The organism is Erwinia psidii (assembly GCF_003846135.1).
Classification (GTDB): domain Bacteria; phylum Pseudomonadota; class Gammaproteobacteria; order Enterobacterales; family Enterobacteriaceae; genus Erwinia; species Erwinia psidii.
Map to the genome: position 1 here is coordinate 71,446 of NZ_RHHM01000018.1, position 23,785 is coordinate 95,230.

Below are 23,785 nucleotides of genomic sequence, written 5' to 3' on the forward strand. Positions count from 1 at the left end.
TCAATACTCATTTTTTGCACAGGCGGGGACGTTTTCCCCGCCATAGGTGATTTAAAGAAATGCTTTAAAAGGCAGGTCTGGGGCGGTGGTAAAACAATCATCGAAACCCCTTGGATAATGATATTCAAGGTTATCTTTGTCGTTCGGCCAGGTGAATTTGCCGCCGACCTGCCAGATGTAGGGTTTAAAGCCATATTGCAGGCGATCTTTTTTCATTTCCCACAGTTGGCGAATTTCCTGTGGATCGGCCTGAAAGTTTGACCAGATATCATGATGGAAAGGAATGACCACTTTGGTATTCAGTGACTCAGCCATACGTAAAATATCAACGCTGGTCATTTTATCGGTAATGCCGCGTGGGTTTTCACCATATGACCCCAACGCGACATCAATATCATACTCATTGCCATGCTGCGCGTAGGTATTGGAATAGTGAGAATCACCGCTGTGGTACAGATTACCGCCGGGAGTTTTGAACAGGTAGTTTACCGCCCGCTGATCCATGGTGTCCGGCAATTTTCCGGCGGCGATCTGATCCGCAGGCAGGGTGATCAGTACGGTTCGATCAAAGGAGTCCAGTGCGTGGATCTCCACATCCTTGATGCGTACCACTTTACCGGGTTTCATTACGATGCAACGTTCAACAGGCACACCCCAGCTTACCCAGAGATCCACACAGGTTTGTGGGCCAATAAAAGGAACGTCGCAGGCACAGTTTTGCATCACCGCAGCGGCAACGTTAACGTCAATATGATCGTTGTGGTCGTGGGTTGCCAGGATGGCATCGATATCTTTGATAGCAAAAGGATCGATAACAAAAGGGGTGGTCCTGAGGTTAGGCTGTAGCTTTTTTACGCCGGCCATTCGCTGCATCTGATGGCCTTTTTTCATCAGGGCTTGCGCGTGAGTTTTCTTGCCTACGCCGCACCAGAGATCGACACAGAGGTTGGCACCGCCTTCGCTCTTTAACCAGATCCCCGTACAACCCAGCCACCACATAGTAAATGTGCCGGGTACTACCTGTTCCTGCTCAATCTCTTCATTCAGCCAGGTTCCCCACTCAGGAAACGTACTGAGTATCCAGGATTCGCGGCTGATGCTTTCTACTTTACTCATGTTAATCCCTCATCATATAAAAAATATTATAATCATAAGTGCTCACATTGTGATTATTTGTGACTTAAAATGCAGGCTAACATTTGATGTTTCAGGATGCAATGATGACGAAACAGCCAGATTAGTCTTTGTATCCGCTATTTAATGCTATCGGAAAAAACCGGGTCGCGTTTTATCTTATTTTATCGTTTTGAATTTACTCATATAAACTGGGGTTCACTGCTGTGCTGGTGAGTCATGCAACGGCGGGTCTTGCGATTTCGCTCACAAATAATCATATTTAATCTTTTAATGATTTTATCTGAGCGTTAGAGTTCTTCTGTCCCAGTCAGCGTGCGATCGTGAATCCAGGCGTGGTGCCTGCTCAATCTGCTGGGGATAACGGAGATCAATATGGAATGGTTCTATACCGTGTTCACCGTTTTTTTTGATCAGGTAATGACCAATGCTCCCTTGCTGTTGGGCATTGTGACGATGACGGGATACCTCCTGCTCAGAAAAAGCGTCAGTGTGGTGATTAAAGGCACCATAAAAACCATCATCGGTTTTATGTTACTTCAGGCAGGGTCCGGTATTCTGACTGGCACCTTCAAACCACTGGTTGCCAAAATGTCAGAGGTTTACGGCATTAATGGCGCAATATCAGATACCTATGCGTCAATGATGGCAACGGTTGAGCGGATGGGGGATGCCTACAGTTGGGTTGGCTATGCTGTGCTGATCGCGCTGGGGTTGAATATCCTCTATGTCCTTTTACGTCGGCTAACGGGCATACGTACCATTATGTTAACCGGGCACATTATGTTTCAGCAGGCCGGGGTAATTGCGGTGTTTTTCTACATTCTCGGCTATCCGATGTGGTCGACCATATGGGCAACGGCAATCCTGGTGTCGCTCTATTGGGGGATAACGTCGAACATGATGTTCAAACCTACACAGGCAGTCACTGATAACAGTGGCTTTTCCATTGGTCACCAGCAGCAGTTTGCGTCATGGCTGGCCTGCAAGCTCGCGCCTTATATGGGACGGAAAGAGGAAAGCGTTGAAGATCTGAAGTTACCGGGCTGGTTGAATATCTTTCACGATAACATCGTGTCCACTGCCATTGTCATGACGCTGTTCTTCGGCGCGATTCTGTGCTCGTTCGGGTTAGACACTCTGCAACAAATGGCCGGCAAAACCCACTGGACAATTTATATCCTGCAAACCGGTTTAATGTTCGCCGTGGCGATTTTTATCATTATTCAGGGCGTTCGTATGTTTGTGGCGGAACTGAGCGAAGCTTTTAACGGAATCTCTCAGCGGCTCATTCCGGGGGCGGTGCTGGCTATCGATTGCGCGGCAATTTACAGCTTTTCTCCCAACGCCGTGGTCTGGGGATTTATGTGGGGGACCATCGGTCAACTGATCGCGGTGGGTATACTGATGGCGATGGGGTCAGCAATTATGATCATCCCCGGATTTATTCCCATGTTCTTCTCCAACGCCACCATCGGTGTCTTCGCCAACCACTATGGTGGCTGGCGGGCAGCACTGAAGATTTGTCTGATTATGGGCATGTTGGAGATTTTTGGCTGCGTGTGGGCAATCAAGCTGACCTCGCTCAGTGCCTGGATGGGAATGGCTGACTGGTCGATTCTTGCTCCTCCATTAATGCAGGGCTTTGCCAGTACCGGCATGTTTTTTATGGGCGTTATCGTGATGATTTCTCTGCTGTATATGTTTTTTGCCGGGCGCCGCCTTCGCCTTGAAGAAAATGCTGAAAAGCAGGCTACAAAACAATCCGCCTCAGCGGAAGTATCCCGCTCACTTAACGTGGAGACAGACAAATGACAGTACGAATTCTGGCTGTGTGTGGCTGTGGGCAAGGAAGCTCAATGATCATGAAAATGAAAATTGGACAGTTCCTTACCCAGCAGGGGGTACAACATACCCTCAACAGTTGTGCCGTAGGTGAATATAAATCTGAACTGGCTGCTGCCGACATTATTGTGGCGTCAACGCACGTCGCAAATGAAATTACCGTGAGTGGTAATAAATATGTCATTGGCGTGCGCAATATGCTTTCAGCCGATGATTTCGGTCCGAAAATCATGGATGTCATCAATGAAAAATTCCCTTCCTCTGTTCTGAAGTAGGGTCAGCATGAAAAGAAAAGTCGTTTTCCCTAACCAAATAAAAGCAGGGAGTACCGATGAAACTACGCGATTCTCTGGCCGAAAATCGGTCAATACGTTTGCAGGTAGAAGTCGATAACTGGCAGCAGGCGGTTCGTATTGGTGTGGATTTATTAACAGAGGCGAAGGTGGTGGAGCCGCGCTACTACCAGGCCATTCTTGACGGCGTTGAGCGCTACGGCCCCTATTTCGTTATCGCGCCTGGCCTGGCAATGCCACACGGTCGGCCGGAAGAAGGGGTACTGAAAACCGGATTTTCGCTGGTCACCCTGAAAACCCCGGTGAATTTCAATCATGAAGACAACGATCCGGTAGATATTTTGATCACGCTGGCGGCTGAGGATGCCACGACACATCAGGAGGTCGGCATTATGCAGGTGGTTAATCTGTTTGAAGATGAACAAAACTTCGATCGACTACGCGCCTGTACTACCGCCCAGCAGGTACTTGATTTAATTGACCGTACTTCCGAACATTCAGCCACACCCCTGGCTATCTAAAAGGAATTTATGATGAAAAAATCCCTTCCGTTGTTACAGATTGCATTGGACAACCAGTCCATGGATGACGCTTATAACACCACCCGGCTGATTGCTGCGGAGGTGGATATTATTGAAGTGGGGACGATTTTGTGTGTCGCTGAAGGTGTCCGTGCCGTGCGCGATCTGAAAGCGCTGTATCCTGAAAAGATCGTACTGGCTGACGCCAAGATTGCAGATGCCGGGAAGATCCTCTCCCGCATGTGTTTTGACGCCAACGCTGACTGGGTTACCGTCATCTGCTGCGCGGATATCAACACCATTAAAGGCGCGCTTGAAGTGGCAAAAGAGTATGGCGGTGATGTGCAAATTGAACTGACCGGACACTGGACATGGCAACAGGCGGCTTCATGGCGTGAAGCCGGGATCGCTCAGGTCGTCTACCACCGCAGCCGCGATGCCCAGGCCGCTGGCGTCGCCTGGAGCGGGAATGATATTTCGGCCATCCAACGCCTTTCTGAGATGGGCTTCAGGGTAACCGTTACCGGAGGGCTGGCGTTGGAAGATTTACCCCTGTTCAGTGACATCCCGGTGCATGTATTTATTGCCGGACGCAGTATTCGCGACGCGAAGGACCCCGTCATCGCTGCCAGACAGTTTAAAGCGTCCATCGCGTCACTCTGGGGCTGAGGGGAATATGATGAGTTACAACACTGTCCCCCTTGGGATCTATGAAAAAGCTCTGCCACCGGGGGATGACTGGGTTGTCCGTCTCAGTCAGGCTAAAACGCTGGGGTTTGATTTTCTTGAGATGTCGGTGGACGAAAGTGATGGACGTCTGGCGAGGCTGGAATGGTCTGCCGAACAGCGAATGGCCGTCATTAATGCGATAGCGCTTACGGGAGTACGTATCCCTTCCATGTGTCTCAGTGCTCATCGTCGCTATCCGCTGGGTGCGGAGGATGACGACACCCGTAACCACGGGCTGGAGATTATGCAAAAAGCTATCGTGCTGGCTCAGGATCTGGGGATCAGAGTTATTCAGCTGGCGGGATATGATGTCTGGTATCAACAGGCGAATACCCACACCCGTGAACGTTTTCGGCAAGGACTGGAACTGGCGGTGCAGATGGCCAGCCGGGCTCAGGTGATGCTGGCGATGGAAATCATGGATTATCCGCTGATGAACTCAATCAGCAAGGCGCTGGGTTACAGCCATTATCTGAACAATCCCTGGTTTCAGCTCTATCCCGACATCGGCAATCTGTCCGCATGGGATAACGATGTGCAGATGGAGCTGGAAAGTGGTGCCGGTCATATTGTGGCGGTCCATATCAAAGATACCCTGCCTGGGGTGTTTAAAAATGTGCCTTTTGGTCACGGCGTGGTGGATTTCGAAAAGTGTTTTCGTACCTTACAGAACAGTGGCTACCGTGGGCCGTATTTGATCGAAATGTGGAGTGAGTCAGCGGAGGACCCGCTGCAGGAAGTCCGCCAGGCACGCGCCTGGGTCATCCGACAGATGCAGCAGGCCGGAATTAATATGGAGGTGGCGGCATGACAGAAGCGCTGAAACGTCGGGTTTATCAGGCCAATATGGCACTTCCCGAACATGGTCTGGTGACACTGACCTGGGGAAATGTCAGCGCCATCGATCGCCAGCGTGGTCTGGTGGTGATTAAACCCAGCGGGGTGCCTTACGACGAGATGAACGTCAGCGATATGGTGGTGGTCGATTTGGATGGGCGGAGAGTGGAGGGGAATAACAAACCTTCATCAGATACCGCAACCCACCTTGAACTTTATGCCCGTTTCCCGGAGATCGGCGGCATTGTGCATACGCACTCGACCTGGGCAACCAGTTGGGCACAGGCAGGGGCGGCAATCCCGGCATCAGGAACAACACATGCTGATTATTTTGCGGGGGCCATACCCTGTACCCGCCCGTTGAGCCGTGAAGAAGTCGCCGGGAACTATGAACTGGAAACCGGCAAAGTGATTGCCGCCACCATTGGGGCAAGCGATCCACTGCATATGCCGGGTATTCTGGTGTCACAGCACGGTCCTTTCTGCTGGGGAAAAACCCCTGAAATTGCTGTGCAAAATGCGGTGGTTATGGAAGAAGTGGCGAAAATGGCCTGGATAACCGGCACGTTAAACCGGCAGGTCCCGGTGATGGATGCATACTTACTGAACAAGCATTTCACCCGTAAACATGGCCCGGATGCCTACTATGGGCAGACGTAATACTCATGGCGCTGGCTGCTCAACCGCCACCAGGCGGACAGCCAGCGCCTGAGAATCCTCCGCAAGCGATAAGGCTCCCTTGCGTCTGACAGGAAAGAACGTCTACAGTTTTGCTTTCAAAAGACCTTTTCCTGGAATGCAGACGACAGGGAGCCATCATGAAAAAAATCCTTGGCACTTTTTTACCGTTATATACCACTACCCTGTTAATGCTGCTTGGTTCTGGTCTGCTGACGACCTATGTTTCACTCCGTTTGGCCCACGAACATATCAGCGGCGGGATTATCGGGGGTATTACGGCAGCGAACTATATTGGATTGGTGATTGGTGGCAAAGTCGGGCATAACCTGATTGCCCGCGTTGGGCATATTCGTGCCTATGTGGCCTGTGCCGGGATTATTACCGCCTCGGTGCTGGGACACGGCATTACCGAATATCTGCCAATGTGGATTTTCCTGCGACTTATCATTGGCTTGTGCATGATGTGTCAGTATATGGTTCTGGAGAGCTGGCTGAACGATCAGGCGAGTACCGAGCAGCGCGGGATGATATTTGGTTTCTACATGGCGGCGACTTACCTTGGCCTTTCTTCAGGACAGATTATCCTGATGACCCAGATTGGCTCAGGCAGCAGCAGCCTGCTGATTGTGGCACTCTGTTTTGCCCTTTGTCTGGTGCCTATTGCGCTCACTACCCGCACCAATGCGCAGCCAATGGTGCCTGCCCCGATGGAGCTGGGCTATTTTTTCCGCACTATCCCCAAGATTTTGCTGATCACCCTGATTACCGGTATGGCGGTTGGCGCGTTCTATGGCATGACCCCAGTCTATACCAGCATGCTGGGGTTCAGTACGCAACAAACTGGCCTGTTTATGGGGATCACTATTTTTGCCGGATTAATCTCGCAGTTCCCACTGGCCTGGCTGTCGGATCGAACCGCCAGGCACCGGTTATTACGCTATACCGCACTGTTATACGCGCTGGTGGCGCTGCCGCTGGTGTTACCTTCCCGGCTTGATTTCTGGTGGGTGGTACTGGCGGCGTTCATCACCAGCATGATGCAGTTTTCTCTTTATCCGTTGATTGTGGCGATGGCAAATGACAGCGTGATGGCCGAACGGCGTGTTTCGCTGACGGCCTGCCTGCTGATGGCGTTTGGCGTTGGAGCCTGTATTGGTCCGCTGATAACCGGGGTACTGATGCAGCCACTGGGCGGGAATATGCTGTATGGTTTCTTCTGTATCTGTGGGATTGGTATTGCGATGATAAGCCAGTTCCATGTGAGTAAGCAGCCGGTGGAGGCTGAAGCAACGATTCCGCATGTGGCGATGCCTGACAGTCTGACCAGTTCTCCGCTGGTTGCGGCGTTAAACCCAACCATAGCGGAAGAAGAGATTCAGGCGACGATGGTCAACAGTGAAGAGGATGTGCCGGTCGAATCGGAACAGCAGGCGTAGCGATAATGTTATGTTCAGGGAGTTGGCAAGCGTAACGGATGTAAATCAGGGCCAAAAATAACGTGGGCGAGCCATTCATCACCAGGCTGCATGGTAATACGCCGATGGCTTATCAACCGACGCCGCTGGCCGTGATGCTTTCAGGCCGAGGCGTGGTGATATCCGCCTTTGGTAACGCCCTACTGATAATGATCACAATAGAAAATAATCCAATACAAAACAGGATGTTTTAATCAATGACCCGCAACCGCAAGGTAAAGGCGATATCAATCTGCCGCTCAGGACACGGGCATTTGCCCGAACAGGCCCAGCGCCAGCGTAAAACGTCACCCCGACATTGTTCCCACCCCGTGAAAGGGGGGACTGATGCCGCCGGCAGCCAGGCATTAGCACCATGCCCGCCCGTTGACCTTTTATCTGCCGTGGTAAGTGCCAGGCGTCCGGTCATCAGGACAAAGATAAATGACCATTGAAGCGGGATCCGATGTGAATATTTGTGAAGGGCTAGCCGCACAATAAGGACACCGCATCGGTTATCTGTTACCGCTGCCGCATTCACCATTTTAGACTTTTAATGTGAGGCTCTGTCACATAACGTTTCGCACAGAGCATGGATCCGGCGATATAAAGCACCAACAGATGACCCGCCAGCCGGCTGACAATAACTGCCGCCAGCGCGTCCTGTTTTCATTGGGAAAACAGTGCGTGCGATTTGCAACCAAACCTGCCGTCAGATCGTCAGCGCAAGGCCCGGCAAAGCAGGACATCTGACGACGGCTGTTTTTTCTGTACCCACGTGGGGATTGCAAAACGAGGTCCGGCTGATTAGGCTGGTACGCAAGGTGATGGTGTTCCACCTTTCCCAACCGCCCCGCCAGTAAGGGGCTGATGACGCCTGATGCCACTTCTTTTCACCATGAAAAGGGATGTGTTTCGGGAGGCCTGCCTGAAAACATCTCTCCGTAAACGCCTTTGAGGAGATCATGATCAAATCATTAATTGCCGTCATTATTGGTGGTTCTGCGGGCTGTGTCATTCGCTGGTTGTTGGGTATTCGCCTGAACGCTTTATTTCCTGAGTTGCCGCCTGGTACGCTGCTGGTGAACCTGGTTGGGGGATTTATTATTGGTGCGGCGATGGCCTGGTTTCTGCGCAATCCGCACATCGATCCGGCATGGAAACTGCTGATCACCACCGGATTGTGTGGCGGAATGACCACCTTTTCTACCTTTTCTCTGGAAATTATCACGCTGATGCAGACGGGTAAGATGCTGTGGGCACTGATTTCAGTGTTAACCCATGTTATCGGCTCATTACTGATGACCTTTGCCGGGTTCTGGCTGATGACACTGCTGTTGGGATGATCCGCTTTAACAGGCTGTGGTGCGCTCACTTCGAGTGATGTCGATATAAAGGTGCGCCATCCGTGGCGCGCTGGGCTACTTAAACGATGGTTTGAGGAGCTGGATCGTCCTGTAAGTGTTTTTTGAAGTGCTTTTCAATCTGTTCTAACGTTTTACCCCTCGTTTCCGGCGCGAAGAGCACGGCGAAAATGCCACCGGCGACGCCAACCGCAGCGAAGGCAAAGAACGTCATGGTCAGACCAAAGCTCTCCAGAAGAATGGGGAACATAAAGGCGATGGAGAAATTGGTCATCTGCATGGCGAAGACTGAAATACCGTTGGCCATGCCACGAATACGCATTGGGAACATCTCTGACAGCAGCAGCCAGGTCACCGGTGAAAGTGCGCCCTGTTGAAAGCAAAGAAACACCAGCATGCCAGCCAACACCAGATAGCTACGGAGCACATCAGGATGACCGTTGACCGTCTCTGGCATCAGTAAGGTCACGAGGCCAATCGCCAGCAGTGTACAGGTACAACCAATCTGGCCCACCAGCAGCAGAGGCCGTCGGCCAAACCGGCTGAGCAGCATAATGCCGACAAAGGTCATGATCACCGAAATCACGCCGTTAGCAATGGTGGCCAGCAGCGAGGCATTGGTCCCCAGCCCGGTTGCCTGCAACATGGTGGGGGCATAAAACATAATGGTATTGACGCCAGACAGCTGTTGCAGCATGGCGATACCTATCCCCAGTGCCACCAGGCGCTTCATCCATACTGAAATGGTTTTCTGCCTGCGTGCGTTTTTCTGGCTTTTGGGGTCCATCGATTGACGGATTTCACTCATTTCGCGCTCAACCATTCGTGAATGGCGGGTTCGCTCCAGCACGTCGCGCGCTTCACGATAGCGCCCATGCATGGCGTACCAGCGCGGCGTATCCGGCAGGAATAACATCCCCACCCACAAAATCACTGCCGGTACACAGGCCACTCCAAGCATCCAGCGCCAGGTGGTTTCTCCCCCCCACACTTCGTTGATTGCGGCATTACTGGTGTAGGCAATCAGCTGGCCGGAGACAATCATCAGCTCCTGCAAGGTAACAAACTGCCAGCGGCGGTTGGCCGGTACAATTTCCGCGATGTAAATCGGCACGATAGCCGCCGCGCCACCTACCGCCAGTCCCAGAATAAAGCGGAAGATAATCATGATGGTAACGTTGGGCGCCATGGCACAGCCCAGCGAGCCAATCATAAAAACGACAGCCATGATCAGGATGACTTTTTTACGGCCAAAACGGTCAGCAACGCGGCCCGCAAACACGGCGCCAATCGCCGATCCCAGGATCAAAAAGCTGGTCACCATGCCGGTGGTCAGGGAAGTGAGGTGCAGATCGTGCTTCATAAAAAGCAGGGCACCTGCTATGACGCCAGTATCATAGCCAAACAGCAATCCTCCCAGCGTGGCTACAAAGGCGATTACTTTTACCAGCGGCTCAGTCGGTGGCGATGATGCTCCCGCCGTGCTGCTGGATGACCCGCTATACGATGGTTCAGTCACAAGTTACTCCTGGATAATACTGTGGTGGTTATTGTGTGATAATGATCACATCTGATTTAAATCTAATTCAGACTGGCCATTTTGGTAGCGAAAGCTGTAAATAAATCGCAGGGCGCGGAAAAACTAAGCAGAACGGCAAGCAAATACCAGGATAGTACCTGCAGTAAATTAATTAGCACGGGATATAACAGTGAATGATTTCGGACGCAGGCAGAAATACCGCAGCGGAGGCGACAGGAAACATTAATTGTTCTCCTGCACATAATATGTGCCTTACCGCAGATGTGTCCGTCTTCAGTCCTGATGTCTCCCCCGGATTGAGTATTATGTTCATTCAACCATATCAGGTACGGTTCCATTCTCCGTGTGGTGTTTTCTTCAGGATAGGCGGTGCGGATATAAAACTGTGCTGACAGATACGTGTTATTTACCATGCCTGTTTTCTTCCAGCCGGGTGTATCTCTGCATTCATGCAACGCGATATGATTAATGCAGCAGGTGCTGTCAGTGCATGAAGGATGGATAAATATACTTTTTATTTATCATGGATTGCCTTCGCTGCGTCTCCTGCGACAGCGCGGTTGATCTGAAATCTGAGCTACTCTCCGGGTAATGGAAATATAAACCTGAACCCAAAATAAGAATGACGCTAACGACGCTCTGATTTGCCGATAATTATTTTTAATGCCTGGTTATAAAAGGTAATAATATCTGTTTGTAGTGATTAATAAGGGTGAAAATTCACAACGGCACGCTTTGAAGAAGATAAAAAACAGCAGGACGATATGGCGTAATAATCAGTGACCCTTGCTGCGTTGGGCCTTCATTCTGAACCTGTGCGTATTAACAGCACCCTGACAGAGCCATCTGGCGGGTTATTTCACGGCACCTTGCGTCACGTCATCGGTATTGCAGGACAGGAGACTGCACTACCAGGGATCACCGTCCTTGTCCCTGCCATCAACATCTGGATATCCGCCGTGTTTTGTTTATGGTAAAGCCGCAACCGCAGTTCATCCTGCTCACCAGCGCAGTGGGCAGAAGAAACCCGCACCACAATCATGCAAACCACGTCCGCCAGCGCAAGGCTATTGCCGCCACCTACCTGTCATTGTGCGGTTTCAGGGCCACGGCATGCTCATCAGCGTCGCGCCAGTTGCAATGCCCCGGACAGGGCATCGTTGCGGGCCGGAACAATTTTCTTGCGCATCTCCGGTGCCAGCCAGGGAAATATTGGCCCGGCAAGGCCGCCCATCAGCGCCAGTGGTCGCTGGCTGTCACGGATTAGCGCGTCTGCCATCTGGGCTATCTCCGCTGCGCTTTCATTAATCAGTATTTCAGCCAGCGCATCGCCCTGCTGCATGGCATTAAAAACCCACGGCGAAAATTGCCCCCAGTCTCCTGGCGTGGCGGTTTTACTCCACTGAAGCAGCGCATTCGGTGCGTTATTAAAATGGTTCATGACATTATGACTCAGCCCGCTGCCGGGGAGCAGTCCCTCATGTGCCTGCAGGGATTTGCGTAGCAGGCGTTGGCCCAACAGTGCGCCGGACCCTTGATCGGAAAGCACCAAACCCCACCCGCCAATATGCCGAAAATGTTCACCGTCCCAGACCACTCCCTGGCTACCCGTTCCGACAATCAGTACCGCACCCGGTTCACCGTTATGCGCGCCGATACAGGCTATTTCCACATCTGACAGCAGTGTGACGTGGGCGAAAGGAAAAGGGACAAGATGCAGACGAGCGCTGACGGAGGGCACATTCGCGCCAGCCAGACCCAGCACCGCGGAGGTCTTTTCCCAGGCGGCTGGCGTAAGGCCGGCGAGCTGAAGGATGTGCCTGAACAGGGAATTAAGTGTCAGTAGCGCGGTGTCAAAGTCGGAATAAACATTAGCCGCACCACTTTTGCATTCGGCCAGCACTCTGCCATCAGCCGTGGCGAGCCGTGCACGGCAGTGCGTGCCGCCGCCATCTACCCCGAGTAAAAATTCAGATTGCATGATCCTCCCGTGACCGGCTATGTTGCATAAATCACTAAAAATTAAGACTTATTTTCAAGTTGTTACCATAAGATAAAAAAATGTAAACCGCAATAATAAGCTGAAAGGTGTTATTCAGACAGAATCAACAGATTATTGATGAAACCCAGAGGCCAGCCGTGTTTTTACCAAAAAAAGTGGCGATTGGCTTATATCTGGCTCTGGCGCAGGCGATGTGGGAAGTGCTTATGATCAGGGCTGTGGTGCAGAGAGGCAAATGGCGACGTGGATAGTGAAACACAGCAAAACGGCTCGCCGCAGAGGGGATTATTGCCTGTCCTGAGATTAATATCCCAGCCATGCCGGGCGCGGTTGATGCAATCTACATCCGACGGGCGTCGGGATAGCAATTTACTGCTTATCATCCTGACCATGGCTGGCAGGCGGTTAATTGACACGGGTTTCTTCACCGCCCCGGTCGCGATAAACCTCACCGCACATCAACACTGCATCGGGACGCCGTTGATGAATACGTTCGGCAATACGTTGGCATGCTTCACGCGAGGGAAAAATATGTTCGGATACTGGCAGGGCGTCACAGGCATCGTGACCGCACGCACTGACGAGTAAAACGAAGCCAATCAGCATAACCCACTCCGTTAACGTACCGGACCAGAACTCAGTATAGGCTATGCGCTGAACGACCGTTATTTCAATGATCGATGCCAGCGATAACGGCGGAAATTATTTACCTGGCAAACAGCTCCTTAGCTGTGTTTTGTTACACGCAAATCCGATCCAGCCTTGCCAGGTGGTAAGGCCGGATCGGCTTATTGTTAAAGTAAAATGATCAATGCTGGGTGTTGGTCGTGGTGGTGCTGGTCGCTGTGGCGGTGGAACCATCGTTACCGTCACCACCACCGCCCATTGTTGCCAGAGCCACACCCAGGAGCGCGGCAACCACGCCAGGGCCCATTGCATTTGAGTTACCATCTGCAACGGTGGTGGCTGCACTTCCTGCGGCTTCTCCGGTGGCGGGTACGGCGTAAACAGGGCTGGTGGCTGCAGCCATCATCAACAGTAAAGACACGTTTATTTTTTTCATTTTTTAATCCTGGAAAGGTATTTAAGAAACAACACCAAGAGAATAATTTTAATTTTTTATTTTTAAAACAGAGGAATAAATCACCGTAATATCTGATCCTGATTACCAGGAGAGATAAACAGTGCCAGCTGTTGTTAGATAAAAACAGCATGATGTCTGATGAATAAAACGAACAGGGAATAATTGTTGATGTCCTGATGGGAACAGAGGGGATTTATTACGGAATTATCTTATTTAAGCCGAAACGGATTTTTTGTCGGCTAACAGGCTTTGCTGGATATAAATAAGTGCCATATATAAATCAAGTAACCCTGTGATTTTAAGATTAAACGCTGGCGCTGTTTTTGGGCTGTTATCATTTTTTCTTAAGCAGGTGAAATGTGTGGCAAGATTGTTGACTGTAAACAGATGTTAATATCATGCTGGGAATAACCTTTTAGAGATAAGAATAATCTTAGTTTTTAAGTTCAACTGCATATTTTAAGAACTCGATAAGTATCCTGTGGCCTACTGAGATGATTCTTTCCATGCAGAGGTAACTTTATGTTGTTGACGGCGTTTTCATGGATTAAAGATAAAACCGGTTATTTGCAGGAATTTATCGCCGAACCCCGCAAAACGGGTACAATTGCTCCGTCCTCAATGTCGCTGTGCACAACCATGTCCGATGCCGTGGACTGGAACCGCTGCCAGCAGATCGCAGAGCTGGGCGCTGGTGATGGTGTGCTGACCCGCCATTTGCTGGCACGGATGCGGCCAGATGCCAGACTGTTGGCATTTGAAACCAATCCTCGCTTTCATGCCAGACTTGCAGAAATTGACGATGCGCGTCTGGAGGTAACAGGACGCTCCGCGGAGACGCTGAATGGGGAATATGACGCGATTTTCTCCGGGTTGCCATTGCTCTCACTGCCTCATTCGGTAAGGCATGGCATTCTGGCGCGCGCATCCTCTCAGTTAAGCCCACAGGGAATGTTTATTCAGTTTCAGTACACCTCGCTTTCCGAGCCCCTGCTCTCAGGCTATTTTGCGTGGAACCGTACCCGTGTATTACGCAATCTGCCACCTGCGTGGGTCTATTGCTGCCGCGCCTCCAACGGCCTGTCCCGCCAGCGCTGTGGCATTGCCTGAGAAGCCCGATGCGATAATGGGATGGCAATCTCTGCCATCTCTGCCAGGCTTAATATTTATCCACCACAGGAGGAGAAAATGAGTGTTGAAACTGAGTTACCTGTTTCAAATGAGCAGGAAGTCTGCAATATCATTGGTAAAGCGGTGGTTGACCTGAGCATGACAGGACAGCCTGTCAATAAAGCCACGCTGGTGCTGAAGCTGTTAGCAATGGCCGATCAGGATAATGATGAAGAGCGTATTTTGCTTTACTGGATTGCCCGTAAGGCAATTAACCAGCCACACAAATTTGCTTCAGCGACATATTAAAGCATGTGGCAATCCGGCGGTCTGCCAGAAGAGCGGTCGCTTGTGAAAGTGACCGTTCTTACAATATCAGGTTATTTTGCGTAACCAGGGGACCAACCGCAGTAGCCAGACGATCCCCGCAGAGATAAGAAAGCACACTAACGCGACCAGTGGGATTGTCAGAGCGGAGTAGTAACCTTCAAAATTAATATTCAGAACCGATAACATCGTCTCCAGCACAATAATGTGTACGAAGAAAATTCCCAGGCTCAGCCGGGATAAGCCCCGTACCAGATTAAACGCCCATTTATTCCAGCGAAATCCGGCATTCAGCAACATAAAGAAACCGGCTAACGATATCACCACCAGTGTCGGCGCTGAATAAAACAGAAAGACACCGTTGGGTGAAAATGTGCTGATCGAGAGTGAATAGGTCATTACCGCGGTTAATACTGACGAAATAATAAATATAACGCCCGAGATGGTCACTTTGGGGTTAATATTAAAACGTCTCACCACACCGCCAATAATGTAAAATCCTGATAAATAAATTAATTTATCGATATTGCTGGGGGAGGGGATGGGCAATCCTTCAATCAGGTTCACTTTCACATTATCAAACAGCATATAAACTGATGCGAAAATAAACCAGACGGTGAGGGTATAGTTGACACGTTGCTGGCTACCATTCTGTATAAAGGTGTTCAGTAGTGGCGTCACCAGATACAGCAGGATTAGGGTGTAAATAAACCACAGGTGCGGATAGGCTGGTTTGCTGAGCAGCTCCAGAAAACTGATTTTTACGTTGCTGGCATTGACCTGCTGATTATAAACCAGATAAATAACCGACCAGGCCACCAGAGGAATAACCAGGCTCATTACTCGCTTTTTAAGCGTGCTGAGCAGCGATTCATTCTTGTTAAGTGAGTGATAGCCAGCAATCAACAAAAAAAGTGGAAAAGCGATGCGTCCCAACACTTCATACATGACAGAAACCGACCATGCCAGATGAAAATAGCTGAAAGGGCCGGCTGCCGTATGCAACAGAATGACCAGAAATGTCGCCACCAGAGTCAGTAGCTTAAGATTGATGCTTTTAAACGCTTGGGTCCTTGTTACTGTCATGCTTTTCAGCGGCCTGTCAGATAATCGTCAATAAGCTAAAGGTAACATATTCCGCTGCTCTGCCGTATCGTTGGCTAAGAAAAAAGCATCCTGTATCAGGTGTTTTGTTGTCCGGCGTGACTTCCAGCAACAGGCCGCCTACACGACCTGGTTTGCCGACTTGGCCTCTCCCATCCCTGGGGGGATTAATGCCACTTTCGCACCGGATATACTGAAGCTGGGCCGTTTGCAGGTCCGCGTTCATGACGGCACGCTGATTGATACTGAAAATGCCAACAACCAGCCACCGGTGCTGTCACTTGAGCATGAATCGCATGACGTGGTAGTGGTTCTGGTACTTCCGGTGGTAGCTACCTGAAATCCGATGAGGTGGCCGAACGCCTGGTACGTTTTCGCCAGTGCTGGCGGGATGTCCGCAATACCTTTGGCGAAGACATCCGCCAGATTGCGGTGATGCAACCAGAGCTGACGCTGCGTTTTGCCCATCAGAACAACAGTGATTACCTGACCTGCCCGGTGGCCCGTCTTCAGCAGGATCCGCAGGGGATATGGGCACCGGATAACACCTTTCTTCCTCCGCTACTGGCGATTCAGGGTAGCCGCTGGCTGATGATCCAGTTACGCGCGCGTCTGAACCGTCTGATGACCATGCGTCGTGAAAGCAATGAGCGGATGGCTGATTTTGCCGTGGCTGACGTTTCCCTGTTCTGGTTGCTCAATGCCCTGAACAGCGCAGAACCCGTGCTCGGACAGTTTCAGCGATACCCGCAAAGCCCGCCTGAGCGTCTGTATCCTGAGCTGGCACGCCTGTTGACGCTCTCACTGGAACACCAGGTGAGTGCTATTCCTGTCTGGCAGCATCAGCAACTGAATAACGTCTTCCCGCCGCTCTTTGACCTGCTGGGCGACCTGCCGGAAGCCAGTCTGCCGTCGCGGGTGGTGGCAGTCGAACTCGACTATGACCCACGCCTTCACGTTTGGCAGGCCCGTCTGCATGAACCGCGTTTGCGTGAAGGGGCCGATTCCCGTGGTGTCTGAGCAGAAGTGATATCCGAGTGAAAAAACGACGCCATACTCAACCACAGGGTATTCCGGCGTGCTGGACATGTCCCCGTTGCTGGCGGCAGTACTGTGGTGCCAGACCCTGTCCCGTTTGTTTCAGACCCACCGGCGCAACAGTAACCTTTCTGTATTCCGCTACCGACCACCAACCGAACCTACCCGCTAACGCCTGACTGAGCCGCCATTTGTACCCTGCCACGCTGCCCGTGCCGGGACGGCTCATGCCAGCGTGTCGTCTGGCGGTAAGAAGTAACATCATGTATGCAAAATCCTTTCTTGCCCTGTACGGCAACGACCGTCTGACCGGTGCCCGTACCGTGCAGACCGCCCTTACGACCGCTATACATGCCACTTGTGTGGCAGTGCCCTGCAGTACCATCCTGAATACGACACCGAACGCCCGTGGTTTGAACACCGGCACGATACGCTGATGGAGAACGGGCGACAGCTCATTCACCGGCGGCTGAGGTATGTATGGTACTGACGTGATGCTTGCGTAAAATCCAGTCGCTGCATTTCCTTTCTTCTGACGAAAACAAATAAGCTCCGTTTAAGTGAAAAATAAAAAATGATGAAAACCTGAAAATGTCGTCAGTTTTTCACATGCTCAGTCACGTCCTGCTTCTCATTTTTGATAAAATTACAAAATCAGACATTTTGCGCCATTGATGGCATTTTGTATAAATCCGTCCCCCAAGTTAAATTGATCATTTGCTGAACACCCTTATTCCATAGGTCCTGAAGGGTTTGCCCAGGAAAATTCTTATAAATCAGAAGGATGATCTGTGATTGTTAAAAGCATGAAATGTAATATTTTGTTACATATTTTTGTTTTCGATCGGGCGTGGACCGTTCCTACACTCTGGCTATTGGGTTTTATCCGAAATTTTCATTTTCAGACTAATGCTCAAAAAATGCAGTGTCGATATGCTGGTGGATGGAATGCGCCCGCTTTTTAGTTCCGGGATTTTTATTTACGTCGGATGACGTGACCGGAAAGTTGTTCTGGCAGGGTAATTTTTTCTTATTTATTTCTCACTGGCATTGACCGTTTCTATCACTCCATAGAACAGGGGCAGCCATGTCTAACTCTTCCTTTCAGTCCGAAATCCCTAAAGCGCGTATTAATTTAAAACTTGATTTGCATACGGGGGGCGCGAGCAAGAAAACGGAGCTCCCTCTGAAATTGCTGGTGGCGGGCGATTTCAGTAATGGTCAGGAGTCTGCACCCCTGTCTGAGCGCAAAAAAGTTGATTTGAATAAAAATAATTTCGATTCAGTGTTATCCGAATATTCCCCGAACGTTAATCTCACCGTTAAAAATACCCTTGCTGATGACGGCAGCGAAGACAATATCAGTCTGACCTTCCGCGACATCAATGATTTCACCCCGGAGCAGGTTGCGCGTCAAATCCCTCAACTGAAAGCGATGCTTTCGATGCGCAATCTGCTGCGTGATTTAAAAGCGAATCTTCTTGATAACCAGGCTTTCCGTAAAGAGTTGGAAAAAATTCTGCTCGACCCGGCGTTAAGCGCAGAACTTCGCTCAGAGCTGTCTGCCCTGGCACCTAAACAGCCATAACGGTCACGATGATTTAACGGATTAATAAGGAAGATGCTGATGTCTGTAAAAAATGAGAATGCCGCGGGTGGCGAAAGTGTGGTGCTGGAGCGTCCTGCCGTGGGCGGGGTTTATGCGTCCCTGTTTGAAAAAATCAACCTGAACCCGGTCTCTGAGCTGAGTGCGCTGGATATCTGGCAGGACGCGCAGGCGATGTCGGATGCGACTGCGGATGAACGTTTAACGGCGGGGATGAAGGTATTCCTGGAGTGTCTGACGAAAGCGGGCTCAAAAGTTGAAAAACTCGACAAAAACCTGATTGACCACCATATCGCGGAGCTGGACTGGCAGATTAGCCGTCAGCTGGATGCCGTCATGCACCATGAGGACTTTCAGGCGGTAGAAAGTCTGTGGCGCGGCGTGAAATCCCTGGTCGACAAAACCGATTTCCGCCAGAACGTGCGCGTCGAACTGCTGGATATGTCCAAAGAAGACCTGCGTCAGGACTTTGAAGACAGCCCGGAAATCATCCAGAGTGGACTGTATAAGCATACATATATTGATGAGTATGACACCCCGGGCGGTGAGCCGATTGCGGCGCTGATTTCAGCGTACGAGTTTGATGCTTCCGCGCAGGATGTCGCGCTCCTGCGCAACATTTCAAAAGTCTCCGCCGCAGCCCATATGCCCTTTATCGGCTCCGCCGGGCCGCAGTTCTTCCTGAAAGATTCCATGGAAGAGGTGGCCGCCATCAAGGATATTGGCAACTACTTTGACCGTGCTGAATACATCAAGTGGAAATCCTTCCGCGAGACGGACGATGCCCGCTATATCGGCCTGGTGATGCCGCGGGTGCTGGGTCGCCTGCCGTATGGCCCGGACACCGTACCGGTACGCAGCTTCAACTACGTGGAAGAAGTCAAAGGCCCGGATCACGACAAATACCTGTGGACCAACGCCTCGTTTGCCTTTGCATCCAACATGGTGAAGAGCTTCATTAACAACGGCTGGTGTGTACAGATTCGTGGTCCGCAGGCGGGCGGCGCGGTGCAGGACCTGCCGATTCACCTGTATGACCTTGGCACCGGCAATCAGGTGAAAATCCCGTCAGAAGTGATGATCCCGGAAACCCGCGAGTTTGAGTTTGCCCGGCTGGGCTTTATCCCGCTGTCGTACTACAAAAACCGCGACTATGCCTGCTTCTTCTCGGCCAACTCCACACAGAAACCGACCGTGTATGACACCGCGGATGCGACGGCCAACAGCCGCATCAATGCGCGTCTGCCGTATATCTTCCTGCTGTCGCGCATTGCGCATTATCTGAAGCTGATTCAGCGTGAAAACATCGGCACCACCAAGGACCGCCGCCTGCTGGAGCTGGAGCTGAACACCTGGGTGAAAAGTCTGGTCACCGAAATGACCGATCCGGGCGACGAGCTGCAGGCCTCTCACCCGCTGCGGGATGCGAAGGTGACGGTGGAAGATATTGAGGACAATCCGGGTTTCTTTCGCGTGAAGCTGTACGCGGTGCCGCACTTCCAGGTGGAAGGGATGGACGTCAATCTGTCGCTGGTCTCCCAGATGCCGAAGGCGAAATCATAAGGCGAGGGGAAATCAGGGATGAAGATTTATCGTCCGTTATGGAATGAAGGGGCACTGCTGGCCCCTCAGCAGTTTCAGCAGCAGTCTGAATGGGACGCACTTTCCCGGGCCGGCGTGGCTGCCCGTGGCAGTGCCTTCCCCTGGGGCGTCGGTCAGATAGAGCTGGATGACGCGATGCTGGCCTCCGGTCGGGTCCAGGCGCAGTCGCTGCGTCTGTGGCTCCCGGATGACACGTTGGTTGATACCCGGTTCAGCGACCTGCCACCGGAGCCCCGGGAAATCGAGGCGCCGGCTTCTGCCGGTAATGGCCCGGTGACGGTGTATGTGGCGTTGCCGGTTATGCAGGTCGGGATCGTGAATGTGCAGTCTGACACGGTTCCGGTAGAGCGTCCGCTGCGCTATCGGGAAGCCTGGGAGACGATCGCCGATCGTTTCGGACAGGACGAAGAGCCGATGGCGGTGGCTCGCTTTAATCTTGCCTTCCGTTTCGGGCATGAAGACAACGGTGCCTGGGATACCTGCGCCGTTGCCCGTTTGTTGCGCGACGGGCAGGGGGGCTGGCGTCAGGATCCTGATTTTATCCCGCCGATGGCGTTATTCTCGGCCAGCCGTGGGCTGTGTGAACGACTGGCGCTACTGAATCGCCAACTGCGCTCCCGCCGCCATCGTCTGATGTCCATGCGCCGTGAGAGCAACGACAGAATGGCCGATTTTGCAGTCGCTGATGTTTCTCTCTTTTGGCTACTGAATGCCCTGAACTCACATGCCCGCGTGCTCTCTGAGTTTGAGCGTTTCCCTGACAGGCATCCCGAGCAGGTCTGGGCCGAGCTGGCACGCCTGGCCGGCAGTATGCTGACCTTCTCGCTGGAGCACGATCTGGATGCCATTCCTGGGTATGACCACCGGGCACCGGAAAACACCTTCCCGCCGTTATTTTATCTCATCAGCGAACTGCTGGAAGCCAGCCTGCCGTCACGCGTGGTGGCGGTCAGAATGGACAGGATGGATCCGCAAACCTGGAAAGCGGTGCTGCACGACATGCGTTTGCGTGACGAAGCCGATTTCTATCTGTCTGTCCGCTCTAACCAGCCAGCCTGGCAAATTGCGGAACGCTTTGCAGAAGTCTGCATTGCCGGAGCGCCTGCCAGCGTAGATGAGGTATCGGGCGTGGCCGTGGAAGGTATTGGTCTGATTGCGCTCAGCCGTGTGCCAGCTGCACTGCCGGTTCGTCTGGAGAACCAGTACTTTGTGCTGGATATGGAGAGCGATGCCGCGCGTGAAATGCTGGATCAGGGCGTCTGTGTGTTCTACGCCCCGTCCGTGCTCGGTGAGCTGGAGCTGGAACTGTTTGCGGTGCTGCGCTCATGAAAAAAGACATTGATATTGATGCCCTGATGGCAGAGACCTGGCTGACGGTGGCGCAACTGCGCCACGGCGGTGAGGTTACCGATGGCCCGGCGCTTTACGCTGCCTGTAAAGGGCAGGTGGACAGCGTGCGGGAAGCGCTGGAGCGCGCCGGGTATGACAGTGAAAGCATTGATCACATCACCTATGCCCAGTGCGCCCTGCTGGATGAAACCGTCCTGAACCGTAAGCCGGCTGAGCAGTTGTCAGCATCCGGTCGCGGTGAGGTAGCATCGGCGGCGCTCTCTGCATCTGCGGAAGGCACAGACACAACACTGACCGTCACACTGGATGCGGCCCAGAGAGCCTGGCGTTCAGCCCCACTGCAGACGGTCTGTTTTGGCACTCTGCGTGCCGGTGGTGCACTGTACGACCGGATCGCGGAAGTGCTGCGCCGGCCCGCCCCGGAGTCCGCCGTGCTGATCTGCTACCAGCGGGCGCTGGCGCTGGGATTCCAGGGGCAGTACAGCCTGTCCGGCGTGGGGCAGTCCCGTCGTGATGAGGTTATCTCGGCACTCAACGAACGCGTCCCGGCGCTGGAAACGAGTGCATCACTGGTGGTGGAGAAAACCGGGCGTCGTCGTTATAACCTGCTGCGCTCCGTCTGGTTCTGGATTGCGGTGGCGGTCGTACTGACAGGCGTGGTGTGGCTCGGTGGTCATCTCTGGCTGCAGACACTGCTGCACCAGCAACTGCCGGAGCTGCGCTGATGGGAGGACGTACGTTCGCCCGCGCGGCGTTTCCGGTGCTGGTCTGCCTGGCCGCCGTACTGTGGCTGGTATGGGGATTTCTCGCATGGGGTGTGACAGGAAAATCACTGCTGACGCTGGCTGCTCTGCTGGTTTCAGGGTGGGTTATCCGCCAGCGTTACCGTCGTCTGCAGCCGGCCCAACGGGTGGATGATGCCAGTTACTTTCCGCCGGAAGACCATACCGGACCGGTGGTTCTGGTCTGCGGGGATGTGGATGACAACATGTTCGCCCTGGGGCTTTTCCGTCGTACGACCCAGGGTTGGTACCTCCGGGTTGCGGAGCCTTCTGAACTGATGCCACTGGCGACCCGCCTGCTGGCCCGTACGCCGCTGATGGCCGGGCAGCTCGCGGTGATGTACCGCAGCCTACCGGACTGCCATGATGACGAGGCGCTGCTGCGGGCGTCTCTGAAAGCCCTGCGTCTGCAGGTGAAACAGTTGCGTGGGCTGACCGGGTATGAGGTCCCTGTGGTGCTGAATGCAGAGTTCAGCGGCCCGGAAACGCCCTGGATAGTGGTCCGGGGTAATACCTCTCTGGTATGCCCGGATGACGAGCCGGCGATTTCCCTCAGTGAGTGGCAGCGTACGGCACAGACCGCCACCGTTCAGCCGTTTCTGACCCAGGCGATCGCAATGCTTCACTCGATCATGCTGGATGAACTGGGCAAAGCCGACCGGTTGTGTCCGACGATACGCCCGTTTGCCGTCACCCTGCGTCTCGGGTCGGTATCCACCTCGACAGCCGCGCTGTGGCCACAGTTATTGTTCCGGCAGACCCGCATTGCCCCTGCCGGTCGTGTCACTGCATATGAACCGCGCTGGCATTTTGCCGATGCGGTACTTCCTCTGCTGACCCCTTATACCACGCCGTTACAGGGTGGCAAAACCGGGCGTCGGGTGGTGATGGTTCTGCTGTTATGCGCCTTGGGTGCCATTGCTCTGTCCGTGCGGCATAACCAGTCGCTTGTCCGTAAGGTCAGCGCCGACCTTCAGCGCTGGCAGGCTATCCCGATGAACCACTATGCCCCGAAAGCACAGGCTCTGCGCGCCCTGCAGCAGGACGCGCTGTTACTGGAGCGCTGGCAGCGTCAGGGCGTGCCGCAACGTTATAGTCTGGGACTGTACCCGGGCGAACGTTTGTGGCTTGCGGTGCAGCAGGCTATCGATACCTGGGTGCCACCACCACCACCACAGCCGAAACCTGAACCGGTACCGAAAATTGTCCGCCTCGACAGCATGTCGCTGTTCGATTCCGGCAAATCCGTGCTGAAGGCTGGTTCCACCAAAATGCTTGTCAACTCACTGGTCGGTATCAAAGCGAAGCCGGGCTGGCTGATTGTGGTCGCCGGGCATACCGATAACACCGGTAATCCGCAACTGAACCAGACGCTTTCACTT

General features: G+C 52.6%; 22 protein-coding genes, 2 pseudogenes and 1 riboswitch. Of the genes and pseudogenes, 17 read left to right on the forward strand and 7 right to left on the reverse strand.

Annotated features, from left to right (window positions below):
- Positions 1 to 51: 51 nt before the first annotated feature.
- Positions 52 to 1,116: an L-ascorbate 6-phosphate lactonase gene (gene ulaG / locus EB241_RS18770; RefSeq protein ID WP_124234612.1), complete on the reverse strand. Its 1,065-nt coding sequence runs from the start codon at positions 1,114 to 1,116 to the stop codon at positions 52 to 54.
- Between the two features lie 393 nt (positions 1,117 to 1,509).
- Between ulaG and ulaA the strand changes: the two genes are divergently transcribed.
- The 8 genes from ulaA to crcB all read left to right on the forward strand — a co-directional run bounded on the left by ulaA (position 1,510) and on the right by crcB (position 8,840).
- The gene (gene ulaA / locus EB241_RS18775; RefSeq protein ID WP_124234613.1) at positions 1,510 to 2,949 is read left to right on the forward strand and encodes a PTS ascorbate transporter subunit IIC; all 1,440 of its coding nucleotides are present in this window, start codon (positions 1,510 to 1,512) and stop codon (positions 2,947 to 2,949) included.
- Positions 2,946 to 3,254, forward strand: coding sequence for a PTS ascorbate transporter subunit IIB (ulaB, locus tag EB241_RS18780; RefSeq protein WP_124234614.1), 309 nt, complete (start codon positions 2,946 to 2,948; stop codon positions 3,252 to 3,254). Before ulaA ends, ulaB begins: the two co-directional genes overlap by 4 nt.
- Positions 3,255 to 3,310: 56 nt before the next feature.
- A complete protein-coding gene (gene ulaC, locus EB241_RS18785) occupies positions 3,311 to 3,793 on the forward strand; it encodes a PTS ascorbate transporter subunit IIA (protein ID WP_124234615.1) in 483 nt (160 codons plus the stop codon).
- A gap of 12 nt (positions 3,794 to 3,805) precedes the next feature.
- Positions 3,806 to 4,462, forward strand: a complete 657-nt coding sequence (locus tag EB241_RS18790; RefSeq protein WP_124234637.1) for a 3-keto-L-gulonate-6-phosphate decarboxylase UlaD — start codon at positions 3,806 to 3,808, stop codon at positions 4,460 to 4,462.
- 10 nt (positions 4,463 to 4,472) lie between these two features.
- Positions 4,473 to 5,333, forward strand: coding sequence for an L-ribulose-5-phosphate 3-epimerase (locus tag EB241_RS18795; protein WP_124234616.1), 861 nt, complete (start codon positions 4,473 to 4,475; stop codon positions 5,331 to 5,333).
- Positions 5,330 to 6,019: an L-ribulose-5-phosphate 4-epimerase gene (locus EB241_RS18800; protein WP_124234617.1), complete on the forward strand. Its 690-nt coding sequence runs from the start codon at positions 5,330 to 5,332 to the stop codon at positions 6,017 to 6,019. Before EB241_RS18795 ends, EB241_RS18800 begins: the two co-directional genes overlap by 4 nt.
- Positions 6,020 to 6,177: 158 nt before the next feature.
- Complete coding sequence (locus EB241_RS18805; protein WP_124234618.1) at positions 6,178 to 7,476, forward strand: MFS transporter; 1,299 nt, start codon at positions 6,178 to 6,180, stop codon at positions 7,474 to 7,476.
- Between the two features lie 832 nt (positions 7,477 to 8,308).
- Positions 8,309 to 8,381, forward strand: a riboswitch (Fluoride riboswitch).
- A 78-nt stretch (positions 8,382 to 8,459) separates the two neighbouring features.
- A complete protein-coding gene (gene crcB / locus EB241_RS18810; RefSeq protein WP_124234619.1) occupies positions 8,460 to 8,840 on the forward strand; it encodes a fluoride efflux transporter CrcB in 381 nt (126 codons plus the stop codon).
- 79 nt (positions 8,841 to 8,919) lie between these two features.
- Here the strand turns inward: crcB and EB241_RS18815 are convergent, their stop codons facing one another.
- From EB241_RS18815 to yjbE, 4 genes are all read right to left on the reverse strand, one after another.
- The gene (locus EB241_RS18815; protein WP_124234620.1) at positions 8,920 to 10,377 is read right to left on the reverse strand and encodes a sugar porter family MFS transporter; all 1,458 of its coding nucleotides are present in this window, start codon (positions 10,375 to 10,377) and stop codon (positions 8,920 to 8,922) included.
- Between the two features lie 1,141 nt (positions 10,378 to 11,518).
- Positions 11,519 to 12,379 carry a BadF/BadG/BcrA/BcrD ATPase family protein gene (locus EB241_RS18820; RefSeq protein ID WP_124234621.1) on the reverse strand — a complete coding sequence of 287 codons (861 nt, stop codon included), beginning with the start codon at positions 12,377 to 12,379 and terminating at the stop codon, positions 11,519 to 11,521.
- Between the two features lie 426 nt (positions 12,380 to 12,805).
- The gene (locus EB241_RS18825; protein ID WP_124234622.1) at positions 12,806 to 13,006 is read right to left on the reverse strand and encodes a hypothetical protein; all 201 of its coding nucleotides are present in this window, start codon (positions 13,004 to 13,006) and stop codon (positions 12,806 to 12,808) included.
- Between the two features lie 202 nt (positions 13,007 to 13,208).
- Positions 13,209 to 13,463, reverse strand: a complete 255-nt coding sequence (gene yjbE / locus EB241_RS18830) for an exopolysaccharide production protein YjbE (protein WP_124234623.1) — start codon at positions 13,461 to 13,463, stop codon at positions 13,209 to 13,211.
- Positions 13,464 to 14,006: 543 nt separating this feature from the next.
- Between yjbE and EB241_RS18835 the strand changes: the two genes are divergently transcribed.
- Together EB241_RS18835 and EB241_RS18840 are read left to right on the forward strand one after the other, a co-directional pair.
- Positions 14,007 to 14,594 (forward strand): class I SAM-dependent methyltransferase, encoded by a 588-nt coding sequence (locus EB241_RS18835; protein WP_199737390.1) that lies wholly within the window; start codon positions 14,007 to 14,009, stop codon positions 14,592 to 14,594.
- A gap of 78 nt (positions 14,595 to 14,672) precedes the next feature.
- Positions 14,673 to 14,903, forward strand: coding sequence for a hypothetical protein (locus tag EB241_RS18840; RefSeq protein WP_124234624.1), 231 nt, complete (start codon positions 14,673 to 14,675; stop codon positions 14,901 to 14,903).
- A 66-nt stretch (positions 14,904 to 14,969) separates the two neighbouring features.
- On the opposite strand, the gene EB241_RS18845 is transcribed toward EB241_RS18840, so the two are convergent.
- Positions 14,970 to 16,007, reverse strand: a complete 1,038-nt coding sequence (locus EB241_RS18845) for an acyltransferase (protein ID WP_124234625.1) — start codon at positions 16,005 to 16,007, stop codon at positions 14,970 to 14,972.
- Between the two features lie 70 nt (positions 16,008 to 16,077).
- On the opposite strand from EB241_RS18845, the pseudogene tssK (EB241_RS18850) reads away from it, so the two are divergent.
- Positions 16,078 to 17,030: pseudogene (gene tssK / locus EB241_RS18850) on the forward strand (type VI secretion system baseplate subunit TssK); the annotation flags it as partial.
- Positions 17,031 to 17,082: 52 nt separating this feature from the next.
- On the opposite strand, the gene EB241_RS18855 reads toward tssK (EB241_RS18850), so the two are convergent.
- Entirely contained in the window at positions 17,083 to 17,328 is a 246-nt protein-coding gene (locus tag EB241_RS18855; protein WP_124234626.1) for a hypothetical protein, read from the reverse strand.
- On the opposite strand from EB241_RS18855, the pseudogene EB241_RS18860 reads away from it, so the two are divergent.
- From EB241_RS18860 to EB241_RS18885, 6 genes and pseudogenes are all read left to right on the forward strand, one after another.
- Positions 17,327 to 17,517 (forward strand): annotated as a pseudogene (locus tag EB241_RS18860) (DUF7828 domain-containing protein); the annotation flags it as partial. The gene EB241_RS18855 and the pseudogene EB241_RS18860 overlap by 2 nt on opposite strands.
- A gap of 633 nt (positions 17,518 to 18,150) precedes the next feature.
- Positions 18,151 to 18,651 (forward strand): type VI secretion system contractile sheath small subunit, encoded by a 501-nt coding sequence (tssB, locus tag EB241_RS18865; RefSeq protein WP_124234627.1) that lies wholly within the window; start codon positions 18,151 to 18,153, stop codon positions 18,649 to 18,651.
- Positions 18,652 to 18,684: 33 nt separating this feature from the next.
- Positions 18,685 to 20,232 (forward strand): type VI secretion system contractile sheath large subunit, encoded by a 1,548-nt coding sequence (tssC, locus tag EB241_RS18870; protein ID WP_124234628.1) that lies wholly within the window; start codon positions 18,685 to 18,687, stop codon positions 20,230 to 20,232.
- An 18-nt stretch (positions 20,233 to 20,250) separates the two neighbouring features.
- Positions 20,251 to 21,600 (forward strand): type VI secretion system baseplate subunit TssK, encoded by a 1,350-nt coding sequence (gene tssK / locus EB241_RS18875; protein WP_124234629.1) that lies wholly within the window; start codon positions 20,251 to 20,253, stop codon positions 21,598 to 21,600.
- Positions 21,597 to 22,346, forward strand: coding sequence for a type VI secretion system protein TssL, short form (gene tssL, locus EB241_RS18880; RefSeq protein WP_124234630.1), 750 nt, complete (start codon positions 21,597 to 21,599; stop codon positions 22,344 to 22,346). Before tssK (EB241_RS18875) ends, tssL begins: the two co-directional genes overlap by 4 nt.
- Positions 22,346 to 23,785, forward strand: a 1,440-nt coding sequence (locus tag EB241_RS18885) for an OmpA family protein (protein ID WP_124234631.1), incomplete at its 3' end; no start/stop codon positions are given. The genes tssL and EB241_RS18885, both read left to right, overlap by 1 nt.